The organism is Endozoicomonas sp. 4G, from assembly GCF_023822025.1.
Taxonomy (GTDB): domain Bacteria; phylum Pseudomonadota; class Gammaproteobacteria; order Pseudomonadales; family Endozoicomonadaceae; genus Endozoicomonas_A.
In genome coordinates this window covers 1,624,935-1,650,342 of sequence record NZ_CP082909.1, presented here as the reverse complement: position 1 = coordinate 1,650,342, position 25,408 = coordinate 1,624,935, and the positions used below count along the sequence as shown (strand labels likewise).

26 protein-coding genes and 1 tRNA gene are annotated in these 25,408 nt (G+C 48.3%); 3 read left to right on the top strand and 24 right to left on the bottom strand.

Translation table 11 applies throughout. From position 1 onward, the window contains the following. Positions 1 to 61 precede the first annotated feature (61 nt). From K7B67_RS06380 to ndk, 4 genes are all read right to left on the bottom strand, one after another. Positions 62 to 658, bottom strand: a complete 597-nt coding sequence (locus K7B67_RS06380; protein WP_252179520.1) for a helix-turn-helix domain-containing protein — start codon at positions 656 to 658, stop codon at positions 62 to 64. After that, positions 648 to 1,406, bottom strand: coding sequence for a type IV pilus biogenesis/stability protein PilW (gene pilW / locus K7B67_RS06375; RefSeq protein ID WP_252179519.1), 759 nt, complete (start codon positions 1,404 to 1,406; stop codon positions 648 to 650). The genes K7B67_RS06380 and pilW overlap by 11 nt, the downstream gene beginning before the upstream one ends. 95 nt (positions 1,407 to 1,501) lie before the next feature. Next, positions 1,502 to 2,653 carry a 23S rRNA (adenine(2503)-C(2))-methyltransferase RlmN gene (gene rlmN / locus K7B67_RS06370; protein WP_252179518.1) on the bottom strand — a complete coding sequence of 384 codons (1,152 nt, stop codon included), beginning with the start codon at positions 2,651 to 2,653 and terminating at the stop codon, positions 1,502 to 1,504. 178 nt (positions 2,654 to 2,831) lie between these two features. Beyond that, positions 2,832 to 3,263, bottom strand: coding sequence for a nucleoside-diphosphate kinase (gene ndk, locus K7B67_RS06365; protein ID WP_252179517.1), 432 nt, complete (start codon positions 3,261 to 3,263; stop codon positions 2,832 to 2,834). Positions 3,264 to 4,449: 1,186 nt separating this feature from the next. Here ndk and K7B67_RS06360 point away from each other — a divergent pair. Then, on the top strand, positions 4,450 to 5,715 hold the full coding sequence (locus tag K7B67_RS06360; RefSeq protein ID WP_252179516.1) for a serpin family protein: 1,266 nt from the start codon (positions 4,450 to 4,452) through the stop codon (positions 5,713 to 5,715). 29 nt (positions 5,716 to 5,744) lie between these two features. Here K7B67_RS06360 and iscX read toward each other — a convergent pair whose 3' ends face one another. The 10 genes from iscX to trmJ all read right to left on the bottom strand — a co-directional run bounded on the left by iscX (position 5,745) and on the right by trmJ (position 13,651). Next, the gene (iscX, locus tag K7B67_RS06355; RefSeq protein ID WP_252179515.1) at positions 5,745 to 5,939 is read right to left on the bottom strand and encodes a Fe-S cluster assembly protein IscX; all 195 of its coding nucleotides are present in this window, start codon (positions 5,937 to 5,939) and stop codon (positions 5,745 to 5,747) included. A 25-nt stretch (positions 5,940 to 5,964) separates the two neighbouring features. Next, complete coding sequence (fdx, locus tag K7B67_RS06350; protein ID WP_252179514.1) at positions 5,965 to 6,303, bottom strand: ISC system 2Fe-2S type ferredoxin; 339 nt, start codon at positions 6,301 to 6,303, stop codon at positions 5,965 to 5,967. 2 nt (positions 6,304 to 6,305) lie between these two features. Then, a complete protein-coding gene (gene hscA, locus K7B67_RS06345; protein ID WP_252179513.1) occupies positions 6,306 to 8,171 on the bottom strand; it encodes a Fe-S protein assembly chaperone HscA in 1,866 nt (621 codons plus the stop codon). Between the two features lie 9 nt (positions 8,172 to 8,180). Continuing rightward, a complete protein-coding gene (gene hscB / locus K7B67_RS06340) occupies positions 8,181 to 8,735 on the bottom strand; it encodes a Fe-S protein assembly co-chaperone HscB (protein ID WP_252179511.1) in 555 nt (184 codons plus the stop codon). A 172-nt stretch (positions 8,736 to 8,907) separates the two neighbouring features. Further along, positions 8,908 to 9,231, bottom strand: coding sequence for an iron-sulfur cluster assembly protein IscA (gene iscA / locus K7B67_RS06335; protein WP_252179510.1), 324 nt, complete (start codon positions 9,229 to 9,231; stop codon positions 8,908 to 8,910). A gap of 83 nt (positions 9,232 to 9,314) precedes the next feature. After that, on the bottom strand, positions 9,315 to 9,710 hold the full coding sequence (gene iscU, locus K7B67_RS06330; RefSeq protein ID WP_252179509.1) for a Fe-S cluster assembly scaffold IscU: 396 nt from the start codon (positions 9,708 to 9,710) through the stop codon (positions 9,315 to 9,317). 27 nt (positions 9,711 to 9,737) lie between these two features. Continuing rightward, a complete protein-coding gene (locus K7B67_RS06325; protein ID WP_252179508.1) occupies positions 9,738 to 10,952 on the bottom strand; it encodes an IscS subfamily cysteine desulfurase in 1,215 nt (404 codons plus the stop codon). Positions 10,953 to 11,169: 217 nt separating this feature from the next. Next, on the bottom strand, positions 11,170 to 11,646 hold the full coding sequence (gene iscR / locus K7B67_RS06320; RefSeq protein ID WP_252179507.1) for a Fe-S cluster assembly transcriptional regulator IscR: 477 nt from the start codon (positions 11,644 to 11,646) through the stop codon (positions 11,170 to 11,172). Between the two features lie 356 nt (positions 11,647 to 12,002). Then, positions 12,003 to 12,809, bottom strand: coding sequence for a serine O-acetyltransferase (gene cysE, locus K7B67_RS06315; RefSeq protein ID WP_252179506.1), 807 nt, complete (start codon positions 12,807 to 12,809; stop codon positions 12,003 to 12,005). Positions 12,810 to 12,859: 50 nt separating this feature from the next. Continuing rightward, positions 12,860 to 13,651 carry a tRNA (cytosine(32)/uridine(32)-2'-O)-methyltransferase TrmJ gene (trmJ, locus tag K7B67_RS06310; RefSeq protein ID WP_252179505.1) on the bottom strand — a complete coding sequence of 264 codons (792 nt, stop codon included), beginning with the start codon at positions 13,649 to 13,651 and terminating at the stop codon, positions 12,860 to 12,862. A 284-nt stretch (positions 13,652 to 13,935) separates the two neighbouring features. Between trmJ and K7B67_RS06305 the strand changes: the two genes are divergently transcribed. Next, complete coding sequence (locus K7B67_RS06305; RefSeq protein WP_252179504.1) at positions 13,936 to 14,751, top strand: inositol monophosphatase family protein; 816 nt, start codon at positions 13,936 to 13,938, stop codon at positions 14,749 to 14,751. Positions 14,752 to 14,807: 56 nt separating this feature from the next. Here K7B67_RS06305 and K7B67_RS06300 read toward each other — a convergent pair whose 3' ends face one another. The 6 genes from K7B67_RS06300 to queA all read right to left on the bottom strand — a co-directional run bounded on the left by K7B67_RS06300 (position 14,808) and on the right by queA (position 21,176). Beyond that, positions 14,808 to 15,347, bottom strand: a complete 540-nt coding sequence (locus tag K7B67_RS06300) for a hydrolase (protein ID WP_252179503.1) — start codon at positions 15,345 to 15,347, stop codon at positions 14,808 to 14,810. A 138-nt stretch (positions 15,348 to 15,485) separates the two neighbouring features. Continuing rightward, complete coding sequence (gene secF / locus K7B67_RS06295) at positions 15,486 to 16,400, bottom strand: protein translocase subunit SecF (RefSeq protein ID WP_252179502.1); 915 nt, start codon at positions 16,398 to 16,400, stop codon at positions 15,486 to 15,488. Between the two features lie 10 nt (positions 16,401 to 16,410). Continuing rightward, complete coding sequence (gene secD, locus K7B67_RS06290) at positions 16,411 to 18,273, bottom strand: protein translocase subunit SecD (protein WP_252179501.1); 1,863 nt, start codon at positions 18,271 to 18,273, stop codon at positions 16,411 to 16,413. Between the two features lie 219 nt (positions 18,274 to 18,492). Further along, positions 18,493 to 18,831, bottom strand: a complete 339-nt coding sequence (gene yajC / locus K7B67_RS06285; protein ID WP_252179500.1) for a preprotein translocase subunit YajC — start codon at positions 18,829 to 18,831, stop codon at positions 18,493 to 18,495. A gap of 69 nt (positions 18,832 to 18,900) precedes the next feature. Continuing rightward, on the bottom strand, positions 18,901 to 20,013 hold the full coding sequence (gene tgt / locus K7B67_RS06280) for a tRNA guanosine(34) transglycosylase Tgt (protein WP_252180541.1): 1,113 nt from the start codon (positions 20,011 to 20,013) through the stop codon (positions 18,901 to 18,903). 137 nt (positions 20,014 to 20,150) lie between these two features. Beyond that, positions 20,151 to 21,176 (bottom strand): tRNA preQ1(34) S-adenosylmethionine ribosyltransferase-isomerase QueA, encoded by a 1,026-nt coding sequence (gene queA / locus K7B67_RS06275; RefSeq protein ID WP_252179499.1) that lies wholly within the window; start codon positions 21,174 to 21,176, stop codon positions 20,151 to 20,153. Positions 21,177 to 21,363: 187 nt separating this feature from the next. Between queA and K7B67_RS06270 the strand changes: the two genes are divergently transcribed. Further along, positions 21,364 to 21,450: transfer RNA gene (locus K7B67_RS06270), tRNA-Leu, on the top strand. A gap of 74 nt (positions 21,451 to 21,524) precedes the next feature. Here K7B67_RS06270 and K7B67_RS06265 read toward each other — a convergent pair. From K7B67_RS06265 to K7B67_RS06250, 4 genes are all read right to left on the bottom strand, one after another. Next, positions 21,525 to 21,869: a hypothetical protein gene (locus tag K7B67_RS06265; RefSeq protein WP_252179498.1), complete on the bottom strand. Its 345-nt coding sequence runs from the start codon at positions 21,867 to 21,869 to the stop codon at positions 21,525 to 21,527. Between the two features lie 250 nt (positions 21,870 to 22,119). Beyond that, positions 22,120 to 23,475, bottom strand: coding sequence for a sugar porter family MFS transporter (locus K7B67_RS06260; RefSeq protein ID WP_252179497.1), 1,356 nt, complete (start codon positions 23,473 to 23,475; stop codon positions 22,120 to 22,122). A gap of 333 nt (positions 23,476 to 23,808) precedes the next feature. Further along, positions 23,809 to 24,240, bottom strand: a complete 432-nt coding sequence (locus K7B67_RS06255) for a hypothetical protein (protein ID WP_252179496.1) — start codon at positions 24,238 to 24,240, stop codon at positions 23,809 to 23,811. A gap of 142 nt (positions 24,241 to 24,382) precedes the next feature. Beyond that, positions 24,383 to 25,393, bottom strand: a complete 1,011-nt coding sequence (locus tag K7B67_RS06250; protein WP_252179495.1) for a hypothetical protein — start codon at positions 25,391 to 25,393, stop codon at positions 24,383 to 24,385. Positions 25,394 to 25,408 lie beyond the last annotated feature (15 nt).

The following is a 25,408-nucleotide window of genomic DNA, read 5'->3' as shown; positions in this document are numbered from 1 at the left end:
CACGCAGGCTGGCGCAAAATCTGGCTAGGAGCCAGACGCTTTTATCGCAACTTCCCTGCCATCAAACTTCAGGTCCGCTACGCCCCGCTTCAGGCTCCGCCGCCTCCGCTTCAGAATCATTAAAGTCGCCCTGAAGGGAGCCAATTTCTTCCACGTCAGAAATATCTTCTGTCGACTCAATAATGGCGGGCGCCTGTGGCTGGGAAACCACTTCCGGCTGCGGGGCAGGACGCTTGTCCATATTCCAGCCATAATAACTGCCCGCACCCACCAGAACCACAACAAGAAGGCTCGCTCCCCAAGCCGCGACAGGAGACATCGCACGCCGCACTGTCACAGGAGCACCTTCTTTCAAACGAGGCGTTTCGGCACCGCTGTGCCCGGTGAAACGATCAAAGTGCTCCACCAGTTCATTGCCATCCAATTGCAGAATCCGGGCATAGCTTCTGACATATCCCCGAGCAAAAACCAGACCCGGCAGTTTCTCAAACTCATTACTTTCGATGGCCAGAATATAAAACTCCGGCAGTTTAAGATGATCGGCGGCTTCCTCTACCGAAAGATCCGCCTTCAGCCTTCCTGCTTGTAGTAACTGACCTGGAGAGGCATCAGAAGCCATCTCAAGATCTTTCTGGCTATTTTGTTCATCAGTACTCATAACTGCTTCTACTCCGCCCTCCCTCTCCGGTGGAAGAAGGGAATAAACGCCCTAACTGCAAAGAATAACTGGCAGCAGCATCCTGATCGCCATTGATTCTGGCCAGACGAACTCCCAGCCTGAGGGATCGCTCATTCTGACGGGAAAGACGGGCAAAGTTCTGATAGGACTTCCAAGCTTCACGAAACTCGCCTTGCTCCTCAAGTATTGCTGCTAATTCCAGACTTGCACGGGGTAAATTACTGTTTAATTTCAGTGCTTTCTCAAAATGCTCTGCTGCCAGAGATAAACGGCCTTGTCTTAAAGCCACTAACCCCAGGTTTTCATAAGCTCGACTGCGACTGTTGTAGCGTACATCATCGGCGGCTTTCTCAAATTCCCGGTAGGCTTCACTCAAGCGGTTCTGACTGAAGAGAAAAACCCCGAAGTTATTATGGATTTCAGAAGAGTCAGGATTCAGGGACAGGGCTTTTTTGAAGGACTGTTCCGCCAGGCTGGCTTCCCCCTGAAGCTGATAAACCAGCCCCAGCATGCCATAGGCATCGGCTGATCGTGGTTGAATTTCCAGCGCGCGGTTGATGGGCTTAACGGCTTTCTCGGTTAACCCCTGTTGCACATAGCCTCTGGCCAGTTCGAGATAGCTGCGGATAGCTTCGCTTTCATTGACGGGCTCTGGCCCGCCGGTTGTCACACAGCCACTCAGAATGATACTGAACAAAACTGCGCCGATTCTCAGTTTTGCAATCATATATCTCCCCGTCATTGAATCCTTTTGAACCATAGTAAGTGAACCGGGATAGCCAAGGCCACAGAAATCTGGCCCTGGCGATGATAATTTTCAGCTCAAACAACCTTGGAAGCCTGACGGGCAGTCATATACCGCTCACTTCTTCTCGTTTTGTCAGCGACCTGCCCGACCAACTGACCACAGGCAGCATCAATATCGTCACCGCGGGTCTTTCGCACGGTCACATTAAAACCGGCTTGCTGCAACTGCTCCTGAAAGCGATGCACAGCGTTATTACTGGGACGCTCGTAGCCAGAATGCGGAAACGGATTAAAGGGAATCAGGTTAATTTTACAGGGGACTTTCTGTAACAATTCAATCAACTGAGCCGCTTGTTCAGGCTGATCATTCACTCCTGCCAGCAGCGTATACTCAATGGTCACGACACGCTTGTCGGGAAGCCCGCTCATATATTGATCGATAGCATCCAGCAACTCTGACAGTGGATACTTGCGGTTAATCGGGACCAGTACATTTCTTAATTCGTCGTTAGGCGCATGAAGCGAGACGGCCAGAGACACATCGGTCACCTGACCCAGTTTGCGCAGGGCGGGTACAACGCCCGAAGTACTCAGTGTTACCCGACGCTTGGACAGACCATAACCCAGGTCGTCCATCATCAGGTTCATGGCGTCAACGACATTATCGAAGTTCAGCAAGGGCTCGCCCATCCCCATCATAACAACGTTGGTGATAGAACGATCTTTCTTTGCAGGGACGTTATTGAAATGACGCGCAGCAATCCAGACCTGACCGATAATTTCTGCAACCGTAAGATCTGAGTTAAAACCTTGCTTGCCGGTGGAGCAAAAGCTGCAATCCAATGAACAGCCTGCCTGGGAAGATACACAAAGGGTGCCACGCTTTCCGTCTGGAATATAAACCGTTTCGACACAACTGCCCGAGGCGACTCTTACCACCCACTTGCAGGTGCCATCTTCAGAAAACTGGCTGCTGACCACTTGGGGACCACGAATTTCAGCCACCGCCTTCAGCTTTTGCTTCAGGGTTTTGCCGATATTGGTCATTTCATCAAAGTTATCGACGCCGAAGTGATGAATCCACTTGAGCATCTGCTCGGCACGAAACTTTTTTTCACCTATGCTGAGAAAAAAATCTACCATCTTGCTGCGGGACAAATCCAACAGGTTGATGGGTTTATTTTGAACCTCACCGACCTCAGCGCTTACGGTGATCAATTCGGACATTCTTAATACCTCAAAAAGCCATGAGCGTTTTCTGTCATGGGGCAGCCACGCATTATTGATTCACGAAAAAATACGAGCGCCATTAAACCACAAAAGCTATGGCATTTTCATAGATACAAATACAGGGCACACACCTGAGCCTTGTTGGCTAAAGGATGAATGCCCCGCTAGATGTCACTTACCGGGTGCGAGGGCAGACGCCTGCATCCTCAAAAAAGTAGGCCACTTCTCTGGCAGCAGAAGCCGGAGAATCGGAACCATGCACAGCATTTTCATCAATAGTCTGAGCAAAATCAGCACGGATAGTTCCGGCGGCGGCTTCAGCCGGGTTGGTAGCACCCATCAGCTCACGATGGTGAGCGACAGCGTTTTCACCTTCCAGAACCGATACCACGACCGGGCCGGAAGTCATAAAGGACACCAGGTCATTAAAGAAAGGACGCTCTTTATGCTCAGCATAAAAGCCTTCTGCTTTCTCTTTGCTCAGGTGAACCATACGGGTTCCGACAACTTTCAGGCCAGCCTTTTCAAATCGGCTGAAAATTTCGCCGATGACATTTTTAGCAACTGCGTCAGGTTTAATAATCGACAAAGTGCGCTCTACAGCCATTACACTCTCCAAAACACTCTCCAAAACACTTTTAAACGTTTTCTGGCCCAGCACGGGGCACATTTATAATCCAATGCGCTACCTCCAGTCATTGGGGGAGCTTGGTCGGCATTGTAAACGATCACTACCCCAGTGTCAGTCTTATCAGCAAAAATGTTCACGATCTTTAAAACCAGCCCCTGGTGACATTCATTTGCAGATTATCAGGCACCTACCTGTATAAGTGCTATTCTGCAACAGCCTTGAGAATACAGAGCCGAGGCGTTATCTGTCCGCATATCAGGTTATACCTATCCTAATACGCCTGATGACAATGCATCTCAGTCTGTAGTTATAAACTCTGGATCAGGTAGGCTACTAGATGTCCAAAAACGTTCTTTTATTTGCTCTCATTTTTTCCATAAAATCTTATGCATGGATACCCATACATCTAATCTATGGTAACGCATTGATGCTTGCATGGATTGCAGAAAACCCCGCTGAAGTTGAAGCGGCTCGCCGATGCAACGCCAGAGCCTATCCATTTTTGAATGAACAGTACCGACTTGATACCGCATACGTATTTCCAAGTGATGCCCGAAACCAAAAAAGCAATAACTATCACCACCAACTATACAGACAGCCTGGCTACTCTCAACCGCTTCAGCGACCCCAGCTGCCTCAGCTGCCTCAGCCGAATTTAAATAGAGGCCTGCTCACGTTACCAGCTTCACAAGCACATGCAGTCGGCGCATTAATAACATTAAAATTTGATACTAATGCGCCCCGTTACCCCAAATACTGCAGAGATTTCGCCTATGGGCGTAATGGCTGCTGGCGAGACCCGTGCAGGTTTCTACATATTACAAAAAGGGACTTTATAAGGCGTGTTGTATGTTTTAATCAGCTTTCAGGGGTATGCCGGTCTAACAATTGTGATCACAGGCACCTTTTGCCACATCAACTACATCAATTACAGACTATTCGAGCGCGGGGAGGCTTTGTCCCCATTATTTTCTGCGACAGGAACCACACCACTTCTCGAGAACAGGAAAACTGTCCCTTTCTACATTTCAGTCGGTGATCGTTTATCTAACAAGTGCGCATTAAGCGCAGAGGTATAACTATGACTCTCAACGTTAAGATTACCAGTGGCTACATTCAATGTTTTGCAAGCCAGGTAGCACTGCTGTTATTCAGTTTTTTGTTGATATCACCACCGCTTCAGGCGGTCATTAAGACATGCCATAAGTGTCAAATACAGTATAATGATGATGACTTTTCAGACTGCCCCATTTGCCACTATGAATTTGACAGTCCAACAACACAACCTGCAACACAACCTGCAACACAATATGCAACACCGCCTGTAACACAAGACTCTGACGAACTGGCGGTACGACTTTTTTTGTTGGCCGCCCAGGCTCAACCGAATTCAAATTTTGTTTTTTCCCCTGAGAGCCTTTTTCAGGCTCTGTCAAACCTGCTCATGGGAGCCACTGGTGCCACCCGGCAGTCGCTTGCAAACTTTTTGGGAGGTTATCAACCCCCTTCCACAACCGAAGAATCAGGCGCCGCTTCAGGGTCAGATGAGGTTTACTCCTTTGGCAACTGGTTATTGTTGTCCTCGCGATACCAGCTTCTTGATGCTTATCGCAGGATCGCTGAAAAGACGAATACCATGATTTATGACAACATTGACTTCAACAACGAGTCATCCCTTATCGACCTCGCCAGACAACTTAACCAACAGATCAGCATTTTAACTCAGGGCATGATGCCAGATTCTTGTCGCCCCGATCGATGGGGGCCGGATACGGTACTCAGTCTAATAAATACTGTTTACTTTCGGGGATCATGGAAACAACCTTTTTATCGCGATGAGGACGGAGGATTTTTTACTTTAGCAAACGGCAGGAGAATACGATTAAGAGAGGTGTTAAATAGTGAAGTACAATTCTCAGAACACGCTAACGTTAATGGGTGGCAAGCAGTGACGGTTCCCTATCAGGGTAACTACGAAATGGTTCTGGTTTTACCCCCGGAGGGAACCTTACCTTCCGCAATATCTGTTTTGGCATTGGCCGATTTACTTTCGTCACTACAACCTGTACAACGGGTGGAATTAACTCTACCGCCCTTCGAAAGCCGCTCTGATACCGACTTGAATCCGATGTTGAGACAGATGGGTCTGGGGGGGTTATTTGAACAGGGCAAAGTTAGTTTAGGCGCAATGCTGATGGGATCTTCGCAAGATATCTTCTTAAGCAAAGTTCACCAAAAATGCGCCATAAAAGTCAATGAAAAGGGGACTGAAGCTTCAGCAGTGACTGAAATGGTTTGTACCGATGGTATGGTCAGACACCCCTGTGTTAACTTTGACAGACCCTTTCTATATATGTTGCGACACCAGGGAACGCTGAGAATAGTCTTTATCGGGCAGATACTTGATCCTGATGCCCTTGATGAGTAAGGGAAAATCGACCATGCCGGGCGGAGACATCATTCAAGCTCTTCAATCCAGGCTGCCTGAATAGCCTCCAGAAGTTTTTCTCCACAGCGCTCTGGATCATCATCAAAATCTTCCAGAGCCATCACCCAGCTTCTCAGATCAACAAAATTGACAAATGTTGGATCAACATCCGGGTGCGCATCCACCAGCTCGGCAGCAATGTCGTAGATATCTGTCCATTTCATAGTCTTTCCTAAAAACACGACAGGGTCAATGTTTCTCTGACACCTGATTAATGGTGTATCTGGGGATTTCTACCACCAGATTCTCTTCCGCCACGACCGCCTGACAACTTAAACGGGATTCAGGCTCCAGGCCCCAGGCTTTATCGAGCAGATCTTCTTCCAGCTCATCAGCCTCTTCCATGCTGTCAAAGCCTTCACGAACAACCACATGGCAGGTCGTACAGGCGCAGGACTTTTCGCAGGCATGTTCAATTTCAATGCCATGAGCCAGAGCTGCATCACATACGGTCACGCCTGCTTCAGCCTCAATCACAGCCCCTTCCGGACAGATTTCATCGTGGGGCAGAAATACGATCTGCGGCATGTTCAGGACTCCTTGAATTCGTCAATCTTATGGCCGGAGAGTGCTTTTCGTATACCCGAATTCATACGACGGGCAGCAAACTCATCACTGGCCTTACTGATACGCTCAATTTCGAGCTTGATGGCCTCTGCGTCACCTGAACACTTCACAACACCCAGGTTTTCCAGATCAGCCACCAGCCGGTTAAATTCATTTTTACTCAGCAGTTCATGCCCGTCGGCTTCAAGCGCCGTAGCCAGGGCTTCTGTCAGCCGCTCAGCCTCTACCTCCTGCTCCCGGAGTTTTCTAGCATCACGATCTGCGGCGGCACTGCCCATGGACTCTTTCAGCATACGTGCGATTTCATCATCGCTCAGGCCATAAGAAGGCTTCACCTGCACACTGCTTTTGACACCTGTCGCCATTTCTTCCGCCGATACATCCAGCAGACCGTCTGCATCTACCTGGAAAGTGACACGAATTTTGGCAGCGCCCGCAGGCAGTGGCGGAATCCCCCGCAACTCAAAGCGCGCCAGCGAACGGTTGTCACTTACCAGCTCTCGCTCACCTTGCAGAACCTGGATGGCCATTGCCGTCTGGCCCTCTTTGTAAGTGGTGAACTCTTGAGCCCTGCTGACCGGAATGGTGCTATTTCTGTGAATGACTTTTTCCATCAGCCCACCCATGGTCTCGAGACCGAGTGACAGCGGAATAACATCCAGCAGCAACATATCTTCGGCTGACTTATTGCCTGCCAGTACATCAGCCTGTTGCGCGGCACCCATGGCAACGACGCGGTCTGGATCAATAGACGTCAACGGTTGTTTGCCAGCAAATTCAGCCACGGATTCACGAACAAAAGGTACACGAGTGGAGCCGCCTACCATAATAATTTCATGAATATCAGCGGCCTTAACACCTGCATCACGCAGAACCCGCTTAAATGTCCTGATCGTTCTGGTAATCAGTGGTTTTACCAATTCGTTGAACTGAATACGACTCAGCTCACCTTGCCAACCGGAAAAGGTGACGGTCACATTCTCTGAGTCAGTCAAAGCCTCTTTAACCCGGCAGGCTTCAATCATAACGGCTCTGTGACTGCCACTATCAAGATCCGCTTCAGAAACAGACGCACTCGCCAGGATCCAGCGGGCAACCGCTTTATCAAAATCATCCCCACCCAGTGCCGTGTCGCCGCCGGTAGCCATGACTTCAAACACTCCCTTCCTTAACCTGAGTACAGAGATATCAAACGTACCGCCACCCAGATCAAAGACCGCAATAACCCCTTCAGCTCCCTCATCCAGGCCGTAGGCAACCGCTGCAGCAGTAGGCTCATTCAAAAGACGGTAGACGTGCAACCCGGCCAGCTTTGCGGCATCTTTAGTGGCCTGACGCTGAGCATCATCAAAATAGGCAGGGACAGTAATGACTGCACCATCCAACTCGCCCCCAAGGCTTTCGCTGGCACGCTCTGCCAGCGAGCGAAGAATTTCGGCAGACACTTCAACCGGGCTGACAGCCCCGCGGCGGGTTGCTATCAGGGGCATACTGCTTTCGGACTGAGTGAAGCGATAAGGCATCACCTCGCCCAGCGTATTGACATCCTCCAGACCACGCCCCATCAGTCGTTTAACTGAGACAATGGTGTTCAGCGAATCGTCTATCACATGGCGTTTCGCCTGCAATCCCACTTCGATGCCCTGCTCTGCGTAACGAACCATTGAGGGCAGGATATGCCTGCCATCGTGATCGGGCAGTGTTTCCACAGATCCAGACCGAACCGTGGCTACCAGAGAGTTGGTAGTGCCCAGATCGATCCCTACTGCACGTTTTTGCTGATGAGGTTCGGGAGCCAGTCCAGGCTCCGATATCTGAAGAAGTGCCATATTCGATTCTCAATCGTCCAGGAGCCCGGCTTCCAGCTGTTCCAGTTCACCAGACAGCTTCACCATGAATTGCATTTTTTGAACGACAGCCGCAGCCTGCTCCAGTGAAGCTTTATCGCCCTTTTGCCAAAGAGAGGCAAATTCGTTTTGATAATCCATTACCGATTGATCCACCTGCGCTATCAGTCGATCCAGTTCTGACTCAGGATCCTGATGCTCACGAATGTCGCTGATAGCTTCTCTCAGCTCCATCTGTTCCATCAGGAAGACCGTATCCATCACTGTGTTATTTTCAAGATCAACAGGGTGGCCTGCCAGTTCCAGCAGGTAAAGAGCGCGATCAAGAGGCGACTTCAGTGTTTCGAGCCCTTCATTGACGAAGGCGGCGTACTGAACTGCCAGCCTCTGCTGCGACTCACCTTCGCCAGCAAACCGGTCAGGATGAACCAGCTTCTGTAATTCACGATATCGCTCAGATAATAATGCCTGATCCACCTGAAATTCGACAGGCAACTGAAATAGCTCGAAAAAATTCTTGGTTAAGTCGACCACGATACCGGACATTCCAAATGTATTCTATTACGCAGCTCTTTGTTACGAGCCCTGTGTTACAAACTCTTTGTTACAAACCCTCTCAATGGCAAAAAGTCCTCCACCACCTGAGTGATGAAAGACTTTTCAACGCATTCAAAAACGAGAGAGATCAGGCTGCATGGGTGTCACTGTACGTCAGAGTTCAGACGTTGAAGCTCTCACCACAACCGCATTCGCTGGATGCATTGGGGTTGTTAAACTGAAAGCCTTCGTTTAACCCTTCCCTGACAAAATCAAGCTCGGTGCCATCGAGATAGACCAGGCTCTTTTGATCGGAGTATATGTTGACACCCTGACTTTTAAAAGACAGTTCATCTTTTACTGTTTCATCGACGAACTCCAGTACATAAGCCATGCCCGAACAGCCAGAAGTTCTCACACCAACACGGATACCGAGACCCCTGCCACGCTTCTTCAGTTGATTCTTTACATGCCGGGCTGCGGCTTCTGTCATGGTGATCGCCATGAATTACTCCAACTCAATACATAAATCCAATAGGTCACCGGGAGCCTGCCAGACTTAAGACTGTCCTGCAGGCTCCTGGAATATCAATGACCTGAAGGCTGATCGTGCTTGGTACGATAATCGTCGATGGCCGCCTTGATCGCGTCTTCAGCCAATACTGAACAGTGGATCTTCACAGGAGGAAGCGCCAACTCGTCAGCAATATCCGTGTTCCTGATTTCCGCTGCCTGTTCCAGCGTCTTACCTTTCATCCACTCTGTTGCCAGAGAGCTGGAAGCAATAGCAGAACCACACCCGTAGGTTTTAAAACGGGCATCTTCAATCACACCCTCGTCGCTTACCTGAATCTGAAGACGCATGACGTCGCCACAGGCAGGCGCACCCACCATCCCCGTACCGACTTTATCAGACTTGTCGTCTAACTTGCCTACGTTGCGAGGGTTCTCGTAATGATCGATTACCTTTTCACTGTATGCCATAACCTTATCCTCCCACCCATTTCGGTATTAGTGCGCTACCCACTGAACAGTACTGAGATCAACACCGTCTTTATACATGTCCCACAGAGGTGACAGTTCACGCAGTTTTTCTACGGCTTCTCTCACCTGAGTAGCCGCATACTCCACTTCTTCAGTCGTTGTGAAACGACCAAAGCTGAAACGCAGGGAACTGTGGGCCAGCTCATCACTGACACCCAGTGCGCGCAGCACGTAAGATGGTTCCAGACTGGCAGAAGTACAGGCCGACCCGGAAGAGACAGCAATGTCTTTCAGAGACATAATCAGAGACTCACCTTCTACGAAGGCAAAGCTGATGTTGAGGTTGCCGGCAACACGGTGTTCAAGGCTGCCATTGACATGAACTTCTTCCATGTCTGAAATACTGTTCAAAAAGTGCTGACGCAGCCTCAGGCTGTGCTCGTTATCAACCCCCATCTCTTCTTTGGCTATACGACAGGCTTCACCCATACCGACCAGCTGATGAGTCGGGAGAGTGCCTGAACGCATACCCCGCTCATGACCGCCACCATGAATCTGGGCCTCAATACGAACGCGCGGCTTGCGACGTACATAGAGCACACCCACACCTTTGGGACCATACATTTTGTGAGCCGATAACGACATCAGATCCACTTTCAGGGTGCCCAGGTCAATGGGAAGCTTGCCTGCACTCTGCGAAGCATCAACATGAAACAAAACCTTGCTGGCCCGGGTAATCTCGCCAATGGCGGCGATATCCGTCACCACGCCAATTTCATTATTAACATGCATCAGGCTGACCAGGATGGTGTCTTCACGCAACGCATTGCTAACCTGTTCGGGGGTAATCATACCTTCAGAGTCGGGCTCAAGGTAGGTGACTTCATAACCTTCGCGCTCCAACTGACGGCAGGCATCCAGAACGGCTTTGTGCTCAATTCTGGAGGTAATGATGTGCTTGCCTTTTTTGCTGTAGAAGTGCGCTACACCTTTAATAGCCAGATTGTCAGCCTCAGTGGCACCTGAAGTCCAGACAATTTCACGAGGATCAGCACCCAGCAGGTCCGCAACCTGTCTGCGGGCGTCTTCAACAGCTTCTTCTGCCTTCCAGCCAAACACGTGTGAACGGGATGCAGGATTACCGAAGTTGCCCTCAGACAACAGGCACTGGCTCATTTTCTCAGCAACACGAGGATCACAAGGTGTTGTTGCTGAATAATCGAGGTATATTGGTAATTTCATCCCGCACATCTCCAGGCGCCTGAATACGTCTTGTGTCGCTCAGGTCGCTCAATTGCCGCTCAAGCTATTAATCGCTCAAGGCTGTTAATCGCTCAAGGCTGTTAATCGCTCAAGGCTGTTAATCGCTCAAGGCTGTTAATCGCTCAAGGCTGTTAATCGCTCAAGGCTGTTAACCGCTCACGGCTGTTTGTCCCTGCGATCCACCGCTCTTCCCTCATCAAAGAAGGCTGTTGATCACGCTCTTGTTTATCAGTCCCTGTTGCTCATCCTGACGGACTGCAACATTCTGAACTTCACGTCTGGCTACCAGATCAGCAAGACTGATTCCACTCAGGAATACGTGGATTTGCTGGCTGAGGTCATGCCAGAGATCATGGGTAAGGCATTTGGCTCCTTTTTGACAGGAACCGCTACCGTGACATCGTGTGGCATCAACTGACTCATTAACTGCATCAATGACTTCTGCCACATAAATTTCATCAACATCACGACTCAAACGATAACCGCCGCCAGGGCCTCGAACACTGCACACCAGATCTCCCCGGCGGAGACGTGAGAACAGCTGCTCCAGATAGGAAAGCGAAATGCCCTGACGATCAGAAATATCAGCCAGCGCCACCGGCCCTTGACCAGCATGAAGCGCCAGGTCCAACATAGCGGTTACGGCATAACGCCCTTTCGTTGTTAATCGCATGTTGGCACCATCTCCGAACCAGCCGACCGGAAGCCGACGCTATCTAAAGAACCTAAATCTACTGACTTTGCTGTTTGTTGTCCCGACAACAGCTCTACCCTGCATACGTAAAAAAACAATGACAGGATCAGTATTCGGGCGAATTATGAAATACCTGAGCAATTTAGTCAAGTATTGTAAATGATAGCGTGAGAAGCCTGTCTCAGCCTTAAACCGACTGAAGAAAGAAGAACTGTGAAGAAATCGAAATGATGCGGAATCAAGTCAACTGAAGAGGCCGTCTTAACAAAAGCGTTATAACAGTGCGGCATAAGCCGCCGTCATTGTATACAAGCAATGCCCTGCATCCAAGCAAATTATGAATGGGAACTCACTTCGATATCCGCATCGGATTTGACACTGGCAAAATCCTCTTCCCTTAATTCAGGCAACTGCTTGTCACCGCAATCAAGCCCACGATCCCTGAGGGTCATACAGAGCTTTTCTATACGACTATCCACTGCCTGCATATGATCCAACATGGCAGATATCGCATTGGCTGTAGGGTCTGGCATGTTTTCTGTCACCGCGTAGGCATCAAAGCCTATTTTTTCAGCCATTTTCTGACGTCGAGAATCCATTTCTTCACGCTTCTCAATGATACGTCCCGGTATGCCAACCACGGTCGCACCTTCAGGCACTTCCCGAATGACAACGGAATTGGAGCCAATTTTGGCATTTGCACCGACCACAAAAGGCCCCAACACCTTAGCACCAGCACCTACCACAACTCCCTTCATAAGCGTCGGATGACGTTTACCCCGATTCGAAGGGTGGTTTTTGCCTCTATTCGGTGAAGTCCCCCCCAGGGTCACACCATGGTAGAGCGTCACATCATCATGAATAATGGCCGTTTCACCAATCACTACTCCCATGCCATGGTCTATAAAAAAGCGTCGACCAATACGGGCACCCGGATGTATTTCTATACCCGTCAACCAGCGACTGAATGACGACAGCGTTCGTCCCAGCCAGCAAAACCCAAACCTCCAGACTTTATGGGCTGCACGATGCAGCAATAAAGCATGGAGACCCGGATAGTTAGTAAGCACATCAAAGGTGTTCCGGGCAGCCGGATCACGCTCCATAACCGTTCTTATGTCTTCTTTTAAACGCTCAAACATGGATCAACCCATCATTCCCGGAAGCTGATGTTATTCTTTAACACTCTGTCTTACTGCTTTTGAGCCTCTTCAGAACTGCCAGCAGATTCGGCAAACTTCCCGGTCTCTGACAAAATCCCCCTGAGGATATTCAACTCAATCCGGTCTGGACGAATACGTCCATACATACGCCTAAGCTTGGCCATGATCTTCTCGTGACTGCTGTGATCAAGAAAACCAATTTGCACCAGTGTCTTATACAAGTGCTCATAGAAGCGTTCCATATCATCCTGGGATGCCAGATCATGGGTTCGCGGCGAAGGCAGCGGCACCTCACCCCGGGTGATCGCCAACCACGCCATCCTTAACTCATAGGCCATTACCTGAACAGCCGCTCCGAGGTTCAGCGAACTAAAATCTGGATCGGTCGGAACATGCACCTGAAGATGACACATCTGCAACTCTTCATTCGTCATTCCACGATCTTCCCTGCCAAATACCAGAGCAATTTTCCCTGAACCCGCTTCACCAAGAATCCGGCCAGCGCAGGCACGGGGATCGACCAGGGGTAATGACACCCCTCTGACCCTGGCACTGGTACCCACCACAAAGTGACAGTCTGCCACCGCTTCTTCCAAAGAACCCACCACCCTGGCACGGGTCAGCAGATCATCGGCACCGGAAGCCAGCGCATGAGCCTTGCCAGAAGGAAACTCCAGTGGCTCCACCAATACAAGCTTGCTGAGCGCCATGGTCTTCATGGCCCTGGCTGCCGCGCCGATATTACCCGGATGGGTGGTATTGATCAGAACAATGGAAATGTTGTCGAGCACCAATGGCTCAATTGCGACTGAGTCACTCACTGGGGGATATCTCGCGTGGCGGGTGGATTGTCGTGGCATAAAACGATTTGACCGGCGAGTTTAACCTAAACGATGACTGACAGCTACGAGAACTGAAACAGGCAGGACGACAGAAGCACGCCGAAAGGTTTCTAACCGCAAATAACGCTGTTATACTCCGCCGATTGTTTTCCCAGTCACTGGCTCAATATCCGGCGTTTCAGGAGTAAGAGACCAGTCTGTACCAGGCTGCCGACCCTTCCGGTCAGCATTTTGATCTTTCACAGTCAGACGTAGTCCAGCCTATGCAACCCATGGTGAATATGGCCTTGCGAGCAGCTCGCACGGCCGCCGAAATTATTCTTCACGCCCACCAGGACCTCGAGAGCCTCAAGGTGCAGGCAAAAGACCGGAACGACTTTGTCACCGAAGTGGACAGAGCTTCCGAGAAAGCCATTATCGGCGCATTGAAGAAAGCGTACCCCGACCACGGATTCTTTGGCGAAGAGTCCGGTATCGTCGAAGGAAAAGGAGAAGGTAAGGACTACCTCTGGATCATTGATCCACTGGATGGCACTACCAACTTCATCCGTGGCATTCCTACTTTCGCTATTTCCATCGCCTGTCAGTACCGCGGTCGTATTGAGCATGCCGTTGTACTTGACCCCGTTCGGGATGAGGCATTTTGCGCCAGTCGTGGACAAGGCGCCACACTGAACAGCAAGCGCATCCGCGTCAGCAATCGTAAAAGTCTTGAAGGCGCACTGATCGGCACCGGAATTCCTTTCTCGGGCCACAACCTGAACTATCTGGACGGCTACCTGAACATGATGCGCTCCCTGCTGGGTGATACTGCTGGCATTCGTCGTGCAGGCGCTGCTGCCCTGGATCTGGCCTATGTTGCCTGCGGACGTCTGGATGCCTTCTGGGAATTTGGCCTGCAAAAATACGATATGGCGGCTGGCGCACTGTTAATTCAGGAAGCGGGCGGCCTGTGCAGCGACTTTAGTGGCGGACACGACTTCCTGGACAAAGGCCAGGTTGTTGCAGCTAACCCCAAATGCTTCAAGGAAGTTCTGCAACGTATTCGTCCATTTGCCCATGAAAATATGGGACGCTGATCCTTCAGAGCCTTATCCTTCAGGGATAAGGCTCAGTGTTCAAGTGCCAAGTGTTATCATTTGACCAGTTTTGCCACATCTCGAAAAGCATCGCAATTCGCTGTTTTCATCAATTCAAACAGACTCATTTCAACACTGGTCATCTCGACCCCCTTCCGTGCCAACTTATCTAACGCCAGTCGTTTGTTTTGCTTTGACCTGGATGAGGTTGCATCGACCACCACTTCCACTTCGTACCCCGAATTCATTAAATCCAGGGCTGTCTGATAAACACAAATATGGGCCTCAATACCTGCCAGCAAAATGTGGGTTTTTCCAGCAGCCTTCAGTGAATCCATAAATGCCTGCTCCCCACAACCACTGAAGGATGCCTTTGCGACAGGGGTTAAACCTTTCAGCTCATCAGCCACACTCGGGCTCGTTGGCCCCAGTTTTTCGGGCAGCTGTTCCAACCAGAAAACCGACAACTCCAGCATTCGAGCCCCTTTAATCATTTTCACCAGGCCGTCATGCATGTTTTTCTGCCTGTACATTAACGTGGCAAGTTTACCCTGAACATCGACCACAACCAGGGCCGTATTGTCCTGACTCAGCATACTGAACCCTCAATATGAAAAAACACCAGTGTAATAATATTTGGCGCACAAACCAAAGCGATTGTTCAGACTGTTTTTATGCAGCACAAAAAAAACCGGCCTTTTTACCAGCCGGTTTTTTGATCAAACTGATAACGATCAGGGTCTCTGATCAACGTCGCCTTCCTTAACAGGAACAATCAGGTCGTCACGACTGATCTTCATATAAATCAGCAGATTGGAAGCAATGTAGATGGAGGAATAAGTACCCACACCAATACCTACAATCAGGGCTGTAGCGAAACCATTGATCATTTCACCACCAAACAGAAACAGTGAGAGCAGCACCATCAGGGTGGTACCGGAGGTGGCCAATGTCCTGCCCAGTGTCTGAGTCAGGGAAACGTTGATAATTTCATCGGCATCCCCCTTTCTCAACTTTCTGAAATTTTCACGAATTCTGTCGTACACAATGATGGTATCGTTCAACGAGTAACCGATAACCGCCAGTATCGCCGCCAGAACAGTGAGGTCGAACGGCAACTGCAGCAAGGAGAACAACCCCAGGACGATAATGCTGTCATGGGTCAATGCCAGAACGGCACCCACAGAGAACTTGAACTGGAACCGGAAAGCGATATAAAGCATGACCAGCCCCAGGGCCATCAGCATACCCAAACCGCCCTGCTCTCTCAGTCGCTCACCTACCTGAGGGCCAACAAACTCAACCCGCTTGACGACAACGCTACCCACGTGATTCTGATCCAGCAATCTGGCAATACTATGCCCCAGAGCCGGATCGTCACCGGGGATACGAACCAGAATATCACGCACAGAACCGAATTCCTGGACGACAGCGTCACTGTGACCAGCATCACCCAGCTGACTGCGAATCTCTTCTGTGTTAGCTGGTTTATCATACACCAGTTCGATCAGGGTACCGCCGGTAAAGTCCAGACCCCAGTTAATTCCCTTGATGCCCAGTGAGGCCAGGGAACCTACGATCATCACAACGGAAAGAACGGTTGCGTAGGTACGCAACTTCATAAAATTAATGATTTTTTGATCTGCCATAATGACCACCTCAGATGCTCAATTTTTTCAGATCACGACGACCGCCGTACACCAGATTCACCAGTGAGCGGGTCACCATAATCGCGGTGAACATGGATGTGACGATACCGATAGACAGAGTCACAGCGAAGCCCTTGATGGGACCGGTTCCCACAGCAAAGAGGATCAACCCCACCAGCAGCGTGGTAATGTTACCATCAAAGATTGATACGAAAGCACGGTCATAACCATCGTGAATCGCACGCTGTACCGGACGCCCTAACTTGATTTCCTCCCGGATACGTGAGAACACCAGCACATTGGCATCCACCGCCATACCCAGCGTCAGCACGATACCTGCGATACCCGGCATAGTCAGGGTGGCGCCGAAGATACTCATCACAGCAATCAGCAGCATCAGGTTGATGGCCAGGGCAATGTTTGCCAGCAAACCAAACACCCGGTAAACCACCACCATAAACATAATGACCATACCCAGGCCCATCAGCGTGGAGTCCAGCCCCATTTTGATGTTCTCTGCACCCAGACTTGGGCCGACTGTGCGTTCTTCAACAAAGTACATAGGTGCTGCCAGGGAACCCGCCCTGAGCAACAGAGCCAGTTCCGACGCTTCAGCGGAAGAATCAAGGCCAGTAATACGGAACTGGTTACCCAGTGCTGACTGAACAGTGGCAAGACTGATGACCCGCCTTTCTTCACGGAAACCAGGCACCTTAACCTTGACCATTTTGCCATCAACTTCTCGGGTTTCAGTGCGGGTGACCGGCTTCTGCTCGATAAAGATAACCGCCATGCTGCGCCCGATGTTATTACGGGTGGCGTTGTTCATCTTTTTGCCGCCGGTACTGTCCAGGCTGATGTTTACCTGAGGCTGGCCACTTTCGGTATCAAAGTTAGACTGAGCACTGGAAACACGCTCACCAGTGATAATGATGTCGCGTTCCAGGTCAACGGTACGACCCCGGTAATCGAAAGCCTCTGTCGTACTGCGAGAAGCATTGGGCAGCGCCTCAAGCCGGAACTCAAGGTTAGCGGTTTTACCCAGGATACGCTTGGCTTCTGCGGTATCCTGAACACCCGGAAGCTCAACAACAATACTGTTTCGCCCCTGACGCTGAACCAGAGGCTCAGATACACCCAGCTCGTTAACACGGTTACGAACTGTGGTCAGGTTTTGTTTGACCGCATAATCTTCCAGTTCACGAATGTATTGTTCGGAGTAGCGGTAGGAAACAGCGTAACGCTCGCCCAGGTCCTCTGCCTCTACCAGCAGATCAGGGAACTCCCGTTTGATCAGGCGCTCAGCCTTGTCCCGGGTCGCTTTGTCCAGGAATGCCAGTTGACGGGCACCGTCAGCACGATCAGGCATGGTGCGATAACGCAGCCTTTCCTTACGAAGCAAGGTGCGAATTTCGGTATTTGAAATATCCAGCTTGGTCTTGACGGCCCGCTCCGTATCCACCTCCAGCTGGAAGTGCACACCACCCGACAGATCCAGACCCAGCTTCATGGGATAGGCACCGATGGAGGTCAGCCACTCCGGCGTCGTCGGCGCCAGGTTGAGTGCCACGATATAGTCATCGCCCAAAGCTTCCTTGACCACTGATTTAGCCAATTGCTGTTGATCGGCATGCTTCAGCCGGATCAACAGGACATTATTTTCTATATCAGCGGCCTTGACCTCGATATTGGCCTCAGCCAGCGCTTCTTGCGCCTTATTCTGCACATCAGTACTGATGGTTTCTGATGAGCTGTCGCCCGATATCTGAATGGCGGGATCATCGGGGTACAAGTTGGGCAGAGCGTACACAAAACCAAGGGCAACGATGGTTGCAATCAGCAGGTACTTCCACAGGGGGTATCGATTGAGCATGGCCCACCGGTTCCTGTTCTAAATATTAAATGCCTGGATCAGGAGCCTGCTCAAGGAACGAAAACTCGCCCTGATGCTCAGGCAAAATCCGTTTCTCCAGAGATAACCGGAAACCATCTTCGATTTCCGGTCGCGCTTTTTATCATGAAAAAATTTTTCATCATCAACGATGCAGAAAAATCGTTTCCTTAGCTTAGGCTGTTGACCAGCCCATAGCTGCTATTTAATGGCTTTCAGCGTACCCTTGGGCAGTGAAGCAGCCACTGAAGATTTTTGGAAATTCAGTTCAATGTTCTCAGCAACCTTCAGAGTGATAAAATCATCGGTGGTGTTCACAACCTTGCCAACGATACCACCGGTGGTCACAACCTCATCACCCTTGGCCAGATTGCTGAGCAGATTTTTATGCTCTTTAGCGCGCTTGGACTGCGGACGCCAGATCAGCAACCAGAAAATCAGGACAAAACCGCCCAGCATGATCAGCTGACCATACATGCTCGGACCCGCAGGGGCCGCGCCAGCCGCTTCAGCAAATGCCGGACTGATGAATGGAATCATTCAGATACTCCTTAGAGACAATAAAAAAACAATAAAATTCCGTCACAAAAACAGGATCACACCAGATCGTTACAGCACCGGCACCGGTTGACCACGCTTTTGGTAGAACGCTTCGACAAAGTCGTCCAATTTACCTTGTTCAATGGCGTCTCGCAAACCCGCCATGACTCTCTGGTAATAGCGAAGATTGTGAATTGTGTTGAGCATACAACCCAGAATCTCGCCGCACTTGTCCAGATGATGCAGATAAGAGCGACTGAAATTTTGGCAAGTATAGCAGTCACAATCCTCTTCCAACGGCCGGGTGTCCCGCTTATGTACGGCATTGCGAATTTTAATGACCCCTTCGTCCACAAAAAGATGGCCGTTACGGGCATTACGAGTCGGCATCACACAGTCAAACATATCCACGCCACGACGCACGGCTTCAACAATGTCTTCCGGTTTGCCCACACCCATCAGGTAACGGGGATAGCCTTCAGGCACTTTATGGGTGATATGTGACAGAATGCGCATCATGTCTTCTTTGGTTTCACCCACAGAAAGACCGCCAATGGCATAACCATCAAAGCCGATCTCGGCCAGCCCTTCCAGGGAGCGGTCACGCAAATGCTCAAACATGCCGCCCTGAATAATGCCAAACAGGGCGGAAGGACTGTCGCCATGAGCGTCTTTGGAACGCTTTGCCCAGCGAAGGGATAACTCCATCGACGCTTCTGCGTCCTTTTCTGTGGCTTCGCCATCGGTGCATTCGTCAAAAATCATGACAATATCTGAACCCAGCTCTCGCTGAACCTGCATGGACACTTCCGGACTCAGGAACACGGGCGAGCCATCCACAGGTGACTTAAAGGAAACACCTTCTTCCGTGATCTTGCGTAATTTACCCAGACTGAACACCTGAAAACCGCCCGAGTCGGTCAGAATCGGCCCCTGCCATTGGTTAAAATCGTGCAAATCCCCATGCTCCCGGATAATCTCAGTGCCGGGCCGCAGCATCAGGTGGAAAGTATTTCCGAGAATAATCTCCGCTCCTGTATCGGCAATATCCCTGGGCATCATGCCTTTAACGGTGCCATAGGTACCAACGGGCATAAAACAGGGCGTTTCAACCGTGCCACGGGGAAAGGTCAGCCGTCCACGTCGAGCCTCACCATCAGTGGCCAGCTCTTCGAACTGCATGAAGCACTCTTCTCTACTCATGAGCCTCTCAATCAGATGAAGCTACAACGCATTCATCTGAGTTATTTCAAAAATTAAATTAGCTTTAAGGTGGGAGCGGATCGCTTTTTTTCAAGCCCTGCGCCCGACTTTCTTGTTCAGCCTTTCCGGGTCAGCCACATGGCATCACCATAACTGAAGAATCGATACCCTTCTTTTACTGCCTCGTTATAGGCTCGAAGTATCGCGTCTCTACCCAAAAACGCACTGACCAGCATCAGCAATGTTGACTGGGGAAGGTGAAAATTGGTGATCATGGCATCCACCGAGCGGAATTCATAACCCGGAAAAATAAAAATATCGGTATCGCCAAAGAAGGGTTTGATGTCGCCATCTCTGGAAGCCGACTCCAGGGAACGAACCGATGTAGTCCCCACAGCCACCACTTTATTACCCCTGGCACGGGCTGCTTTGACCGCCTCACAGACCTCTTCCGGTACTTCGATGTACTCAGAATGCATTTCATGGTCAGCGATATTTTCAACCCGCACTGGCTGGAAGGTACCAGAACCTACGTGCAGGGTAACAAACGCCTGCTCAACACCCTTATCTTTCAGACGCTGCAACAGAGTTTCGTCAAAATGCAGTCCTGCCGTTGGCGCTGCCACAGCACCGTCTTTTTGTGCAAACACTGTCTGGTATCTAAGGCGATCAGCACTGCCATCTTCACGATCAATATAAGGGGGAAGCGGCATATGACCATGTTCTTGTAACTGAGGAAGCACAGGCTTATCAAAATCAATAAGGAACAAAGCTCCCTGTCGACCCGCCACTTCTGCTTCAATGCAGTCATCCGCCAGAAAAATTCGACTGCCGGGTTTTGGCGCTTTGCTGGAACGCACGTGTGCTAACACTTTTCGTTCTTCCAAAACACGTTCTATCAGCACTTCCAGTTTGCCACCGGTTTCCTTTCGGCCAAACAATCTTGCAGGAATCACCCGGGTGTTATTCATAACCAACAGATCGCCGGGCTCGAGCAGGCTTTCTACATCGGTAAACTGTCCATGGGTAATGGTTTCTGTCGGACCATCAAGCTGCAACAGACGACTACCAGTTCGCTCCCTGGCAGGAAACCGGGCAATCTGCTCATCGGGCAACTCAAAATCAAAATCACTGACGCGCATAATTAGGTGTGTGGTAAAAAACCGGTGAATATACTGCAAAACTCTGGCTCTGTCAGGCGCGATTCCATGTACGCTGGTTTCACTCACAATGAATAGTGAGGCTCAGGGCAAAGCGGCTGTTGAAAACCCTTCGGGCTTATGTATACTAGGCCACATCTTCTCGGGGCAGCTCAGCCCTGAAAACAGTGCCGGTGTGATGGAATTGGTAGACATAGGGGATTCAAAATCCCCCGCCTTTGCGGGCGTGGCGGTTCGAGTCCGCCCACCGGTACCAGTTCGAATTTTTATTCCCTGTGTAAATTTAAAGCAGTCGGTTAATCCATGCCGTCAGTGTCGCATACTCTGACTTCACAGGCGTTGCACCTGGATATGCTGAATTTTACCACCGTATACGACCACATCTTCCAAACCAGAGTACTCTACTCTTTCTCCAGTATGAGTTTCACCCACAAAGTTAAAATTGAAATGAACGATTCCGGGCTTGGTCTCCGTAACGCTGTTTACTTGCCACTCAAGCTTTGCAAACAGTCCATGATAACGTCGCTGCATCGACATGATGTCACTCACTCCCAGGAAAAGCTCTCCCTTTCCTGATCGGTACGTAGAGCTTTGACAAAACAGCTTGGTGATTTCATCAAAGTTACTGTCGTTGGAGAGTTGGAAGTAATACTCTGCTATTTGCAATGAATTCATTTTCTTTAAAGTCTCTCAATCATAAACAAATGGGCTAGAGTATAATGCTTGTACATGGGAAGTGGAGAGCAGAATTCCTGAAACGAATTGGAAACATTGTTATATTCTGAGCCCTATCGATAATGTGTAAACATCAACGCTCTATACACATATGACGTTTAACTTTTGGTTCAGCCGCAGCGTCGGTGGGTGGAGAAAAACCCCGTAACGATCTGGAAGTATTCATTATGTTGTAGTTTGTGGCACAAAGCTAATTTTTCCTACTTATAAAAAAGTTCACCTTAATGTCTTCTAAAAGCTTGTTTTTTGTTTCGGGTAAACAGACATAAAAGAAAACCCATGCAAAAAGAGCGATGGCAGCATAAAGGCTAAATGTTGAGCCTATTCCAATAAAGTGCACCAGGGTTAAAAATGTTCCAGAAACAATAAAATTACAAAACCAGTTTGTAAAAATTGCAATACTCACAGCACGCCCTTTTACTTTTATAGGCAGCATTTCATTCGGCATGAGCCATGACATTGGCCCTAGGCTAATAGCAAAACTTCCAACAAAAGCCATAATTGAAACGATAGAGATAATGGCGATAAACTTACTTTGAATTCCGAATAAAAAACTGAGACCAATTGCAACAAGGGTAACGATCATTCCGAATAAGCCTGTGAAAAACAGGGGCCTTCTTCCCCACCTATCCAACAGAGGAAGGGCGATGATTGTCATCAGCACATTGACAACTCCAACCCCAATTGTTGCTAAGATTGCAGCGTGTGTGGAGGTAAACCCAGTACTTAAAAAAATCTGCGGTGCATAATAAATAACCGCATTTATTCCTGTAAGTTGTTGAAATGAGTGCAGAGCAATTGAAACAGTGAATGCAGGCCATATATCCGAGTGAAGAAGCTCTTTAAATTTTGTTTTTTCTTTTTTTAGACTGCCTTTGATTTTCTCAAGTTCTTTTTCTGCTTGATCAGCTTCCCGAATTGATTTTAAAACACTAAGTGCTTGTTTGAATTTCCCTTTTGAGGCTAAAAAGCGGGGGGTTTTAGGAAAACAAGCAAGAGCAATGAACTGAATAACTGCTGGGACCATACCAAAACCAAACATCCACCTCCACCCATCCTCTATACCGGAAAAGGCATAGTTCATAATAAATGCCAGCAAAATCCCAATGGTTACAAACAGTTGATTGGTTGTGACAAGCCCACCGCGAATTTTTGCAGGAGCGATTTCAGCAATGTACATAGGAGCTGCTGTCATTGAAATTCCAATAGCAAGCCCTGTAATCACTCGCCCAATAATTAAATCATGGAAGCTCATTGCAAAAGCCAGGAATAAAGCCCCGGCAATGAATAAAATACTTCCTATTAAAATCGTTATCTTTCTACCTAACTTGTCAGTAAAATACCCCGAAAATAAAGTCGCAATGCCTGCCGTAAGAAGCATGACTGAAACAACAAGCTGTTCTTCATAAATGGTAAGAATAAAATCTTTTTTTACAAAAAGGAGGGCTCCCGAGATCACACCGGTATCATAGCCAAATAAAAGACCTGTAATGGCCGCAAAGATTGAAAGAGTATAAGTAACCAGCCTAGGTGTTGATTTTTCCATATTCAGGTCAACTTTTTACTGGCCATTTAAATTTTTAGCACTAGCTAAGCTTGAGTATTAAAAACCATATTGGAAAAAGGAGTGTCTTTTGCCACAACGCAATCTAAGTCAGAAAAGGCTGTTTGTCAACTTTTCAGGCTTAACGTGGGTCACTAATAATAAAGTGGTTAAATCAAATCGCGAGCACTCACGCTGAGCTGAGCCCCTATCATGATCTCGCAGGTATAAGAACATAGACGTATTAGAAAGAAAAAGAATAAAAGTATCGAGGCGTTTTTACTGTTTAGTATTTTATTTAAAACATCGAGTGGTGATGGAGCTGATATCAGTGTCCTAAAGTTGGTCGTAATAATCCCCAGCACGCTGGCGGAAAAAGACATTACAATATTGCAACTGCAGTTTAACTGGTTTCTCCTGAATAACAGTAACATAGGGATTAGCTTCAAGAGTTACTGTGACTGACTTGTTTTGCAAAAGTTTATCGTAGAGAGCCTTTTTTGTAGTTTCTTTTTTGGAATAAGGCATGCGAATAATAATATTTTTATTGCAGTTAGGTGCAGAAATTGGGAAGTACTCTTTTGGTACAAAGACTTCAAATTGACCACCCGCATTAAAACCATATTTTTTATTGATTTCATAATGACCAGGACGAAGCTCATACTGAAAGTGATAATATTTTGAGTATTTTCCTGGATTCACCGTTATCTCCAAAGCTTGCAGAGGAAACGCAATCCAAAAAAACAGAATGATAAGAAAATGTTTCATAGTTACTCTGACCCATAACACCTGCATGTGGGGCACCACTGCAGCCCGAGTTCCGCAGCGACCCGTTAATAGGATGTTCAACACATAAGCCAATTTCAGTGGCTGCGCTACAGGCGCAGCCCGCTGTAAATTTTTGGTATGCTCACTTTGTTTTTTGGACTAACAAACCAGCTCTATACGCACCCATTACAACATATTTCGCTGTATTTTCCTGCTCCGTTCCTATTGCTTCTAAGTAATCTTTGGAAAATGCAAAATCAATCATATTGTCGTTACAAAGAGAATGCACTACTTTGAATTTACTAAAAGAGTTTAACCACTCTAAGACTATATCAAGCTCCCTGTGCTCGTAAAAAATAAAAAATGCATATCCCCCAACCTTTAGTCGAGCAAGAGAGTTTAAGATAATTTTAATCCATAGTTTTGAAATAAATTTTTGTTTATTTTGATTTTTTACCATCATATACGGAATATGGAATTCGCTATCATATGCTCTATATAATGCACTAATTGCTAATTCATCATAATCTGTCACATGAGGGTGAATAAATAGAACAGCATCATAATATGTTTTGTCAGATTGTCTTTTTGATAAATCCAAATGTCTTAAAACCAGCTTTGGGTTGTCTCCAAACATTCCCCTTGTAAATTCAATGGCTTTGTCATCTACATCTTCAGCAACTATTAAAGAAGCGTTAAATTGAGCTAACAGATCAGGGAATTCATAAAATTTTCCTGAAGCAGGAACTAATAACCGGTCATAGACTTCTACTTCTGCTGCTGATTGTAATTCGCTCAGTAATTTCGAAATTCTTTGTCTTGCATATTTCGAACTTCGGACACTATTTATGTGTACCGCATGATATATGGGATGCCAATCAGGATATTTCTCTTCATTTGACTCCAGGACTCCGTAGATTTTACTTTTAATTTCTAAAAGCATACGTTGAGTAGTTATCTCTTGAGATAATTTTTTTTCAACTTCCGAATAGATATTTTGCTGATCACCTCTTAAAAGATAAGGATAAGTAGTATTTAAATCTGAAAATAAGCGTTTAACCACTTCAATTTCAGGCATTAAATCAACTGCAAACAGTTTCGGCGATAAAGAAAAAATAAATAATGATAAAAGCAACCTATATATGTTTTTCATAAAGCTGACACTTTA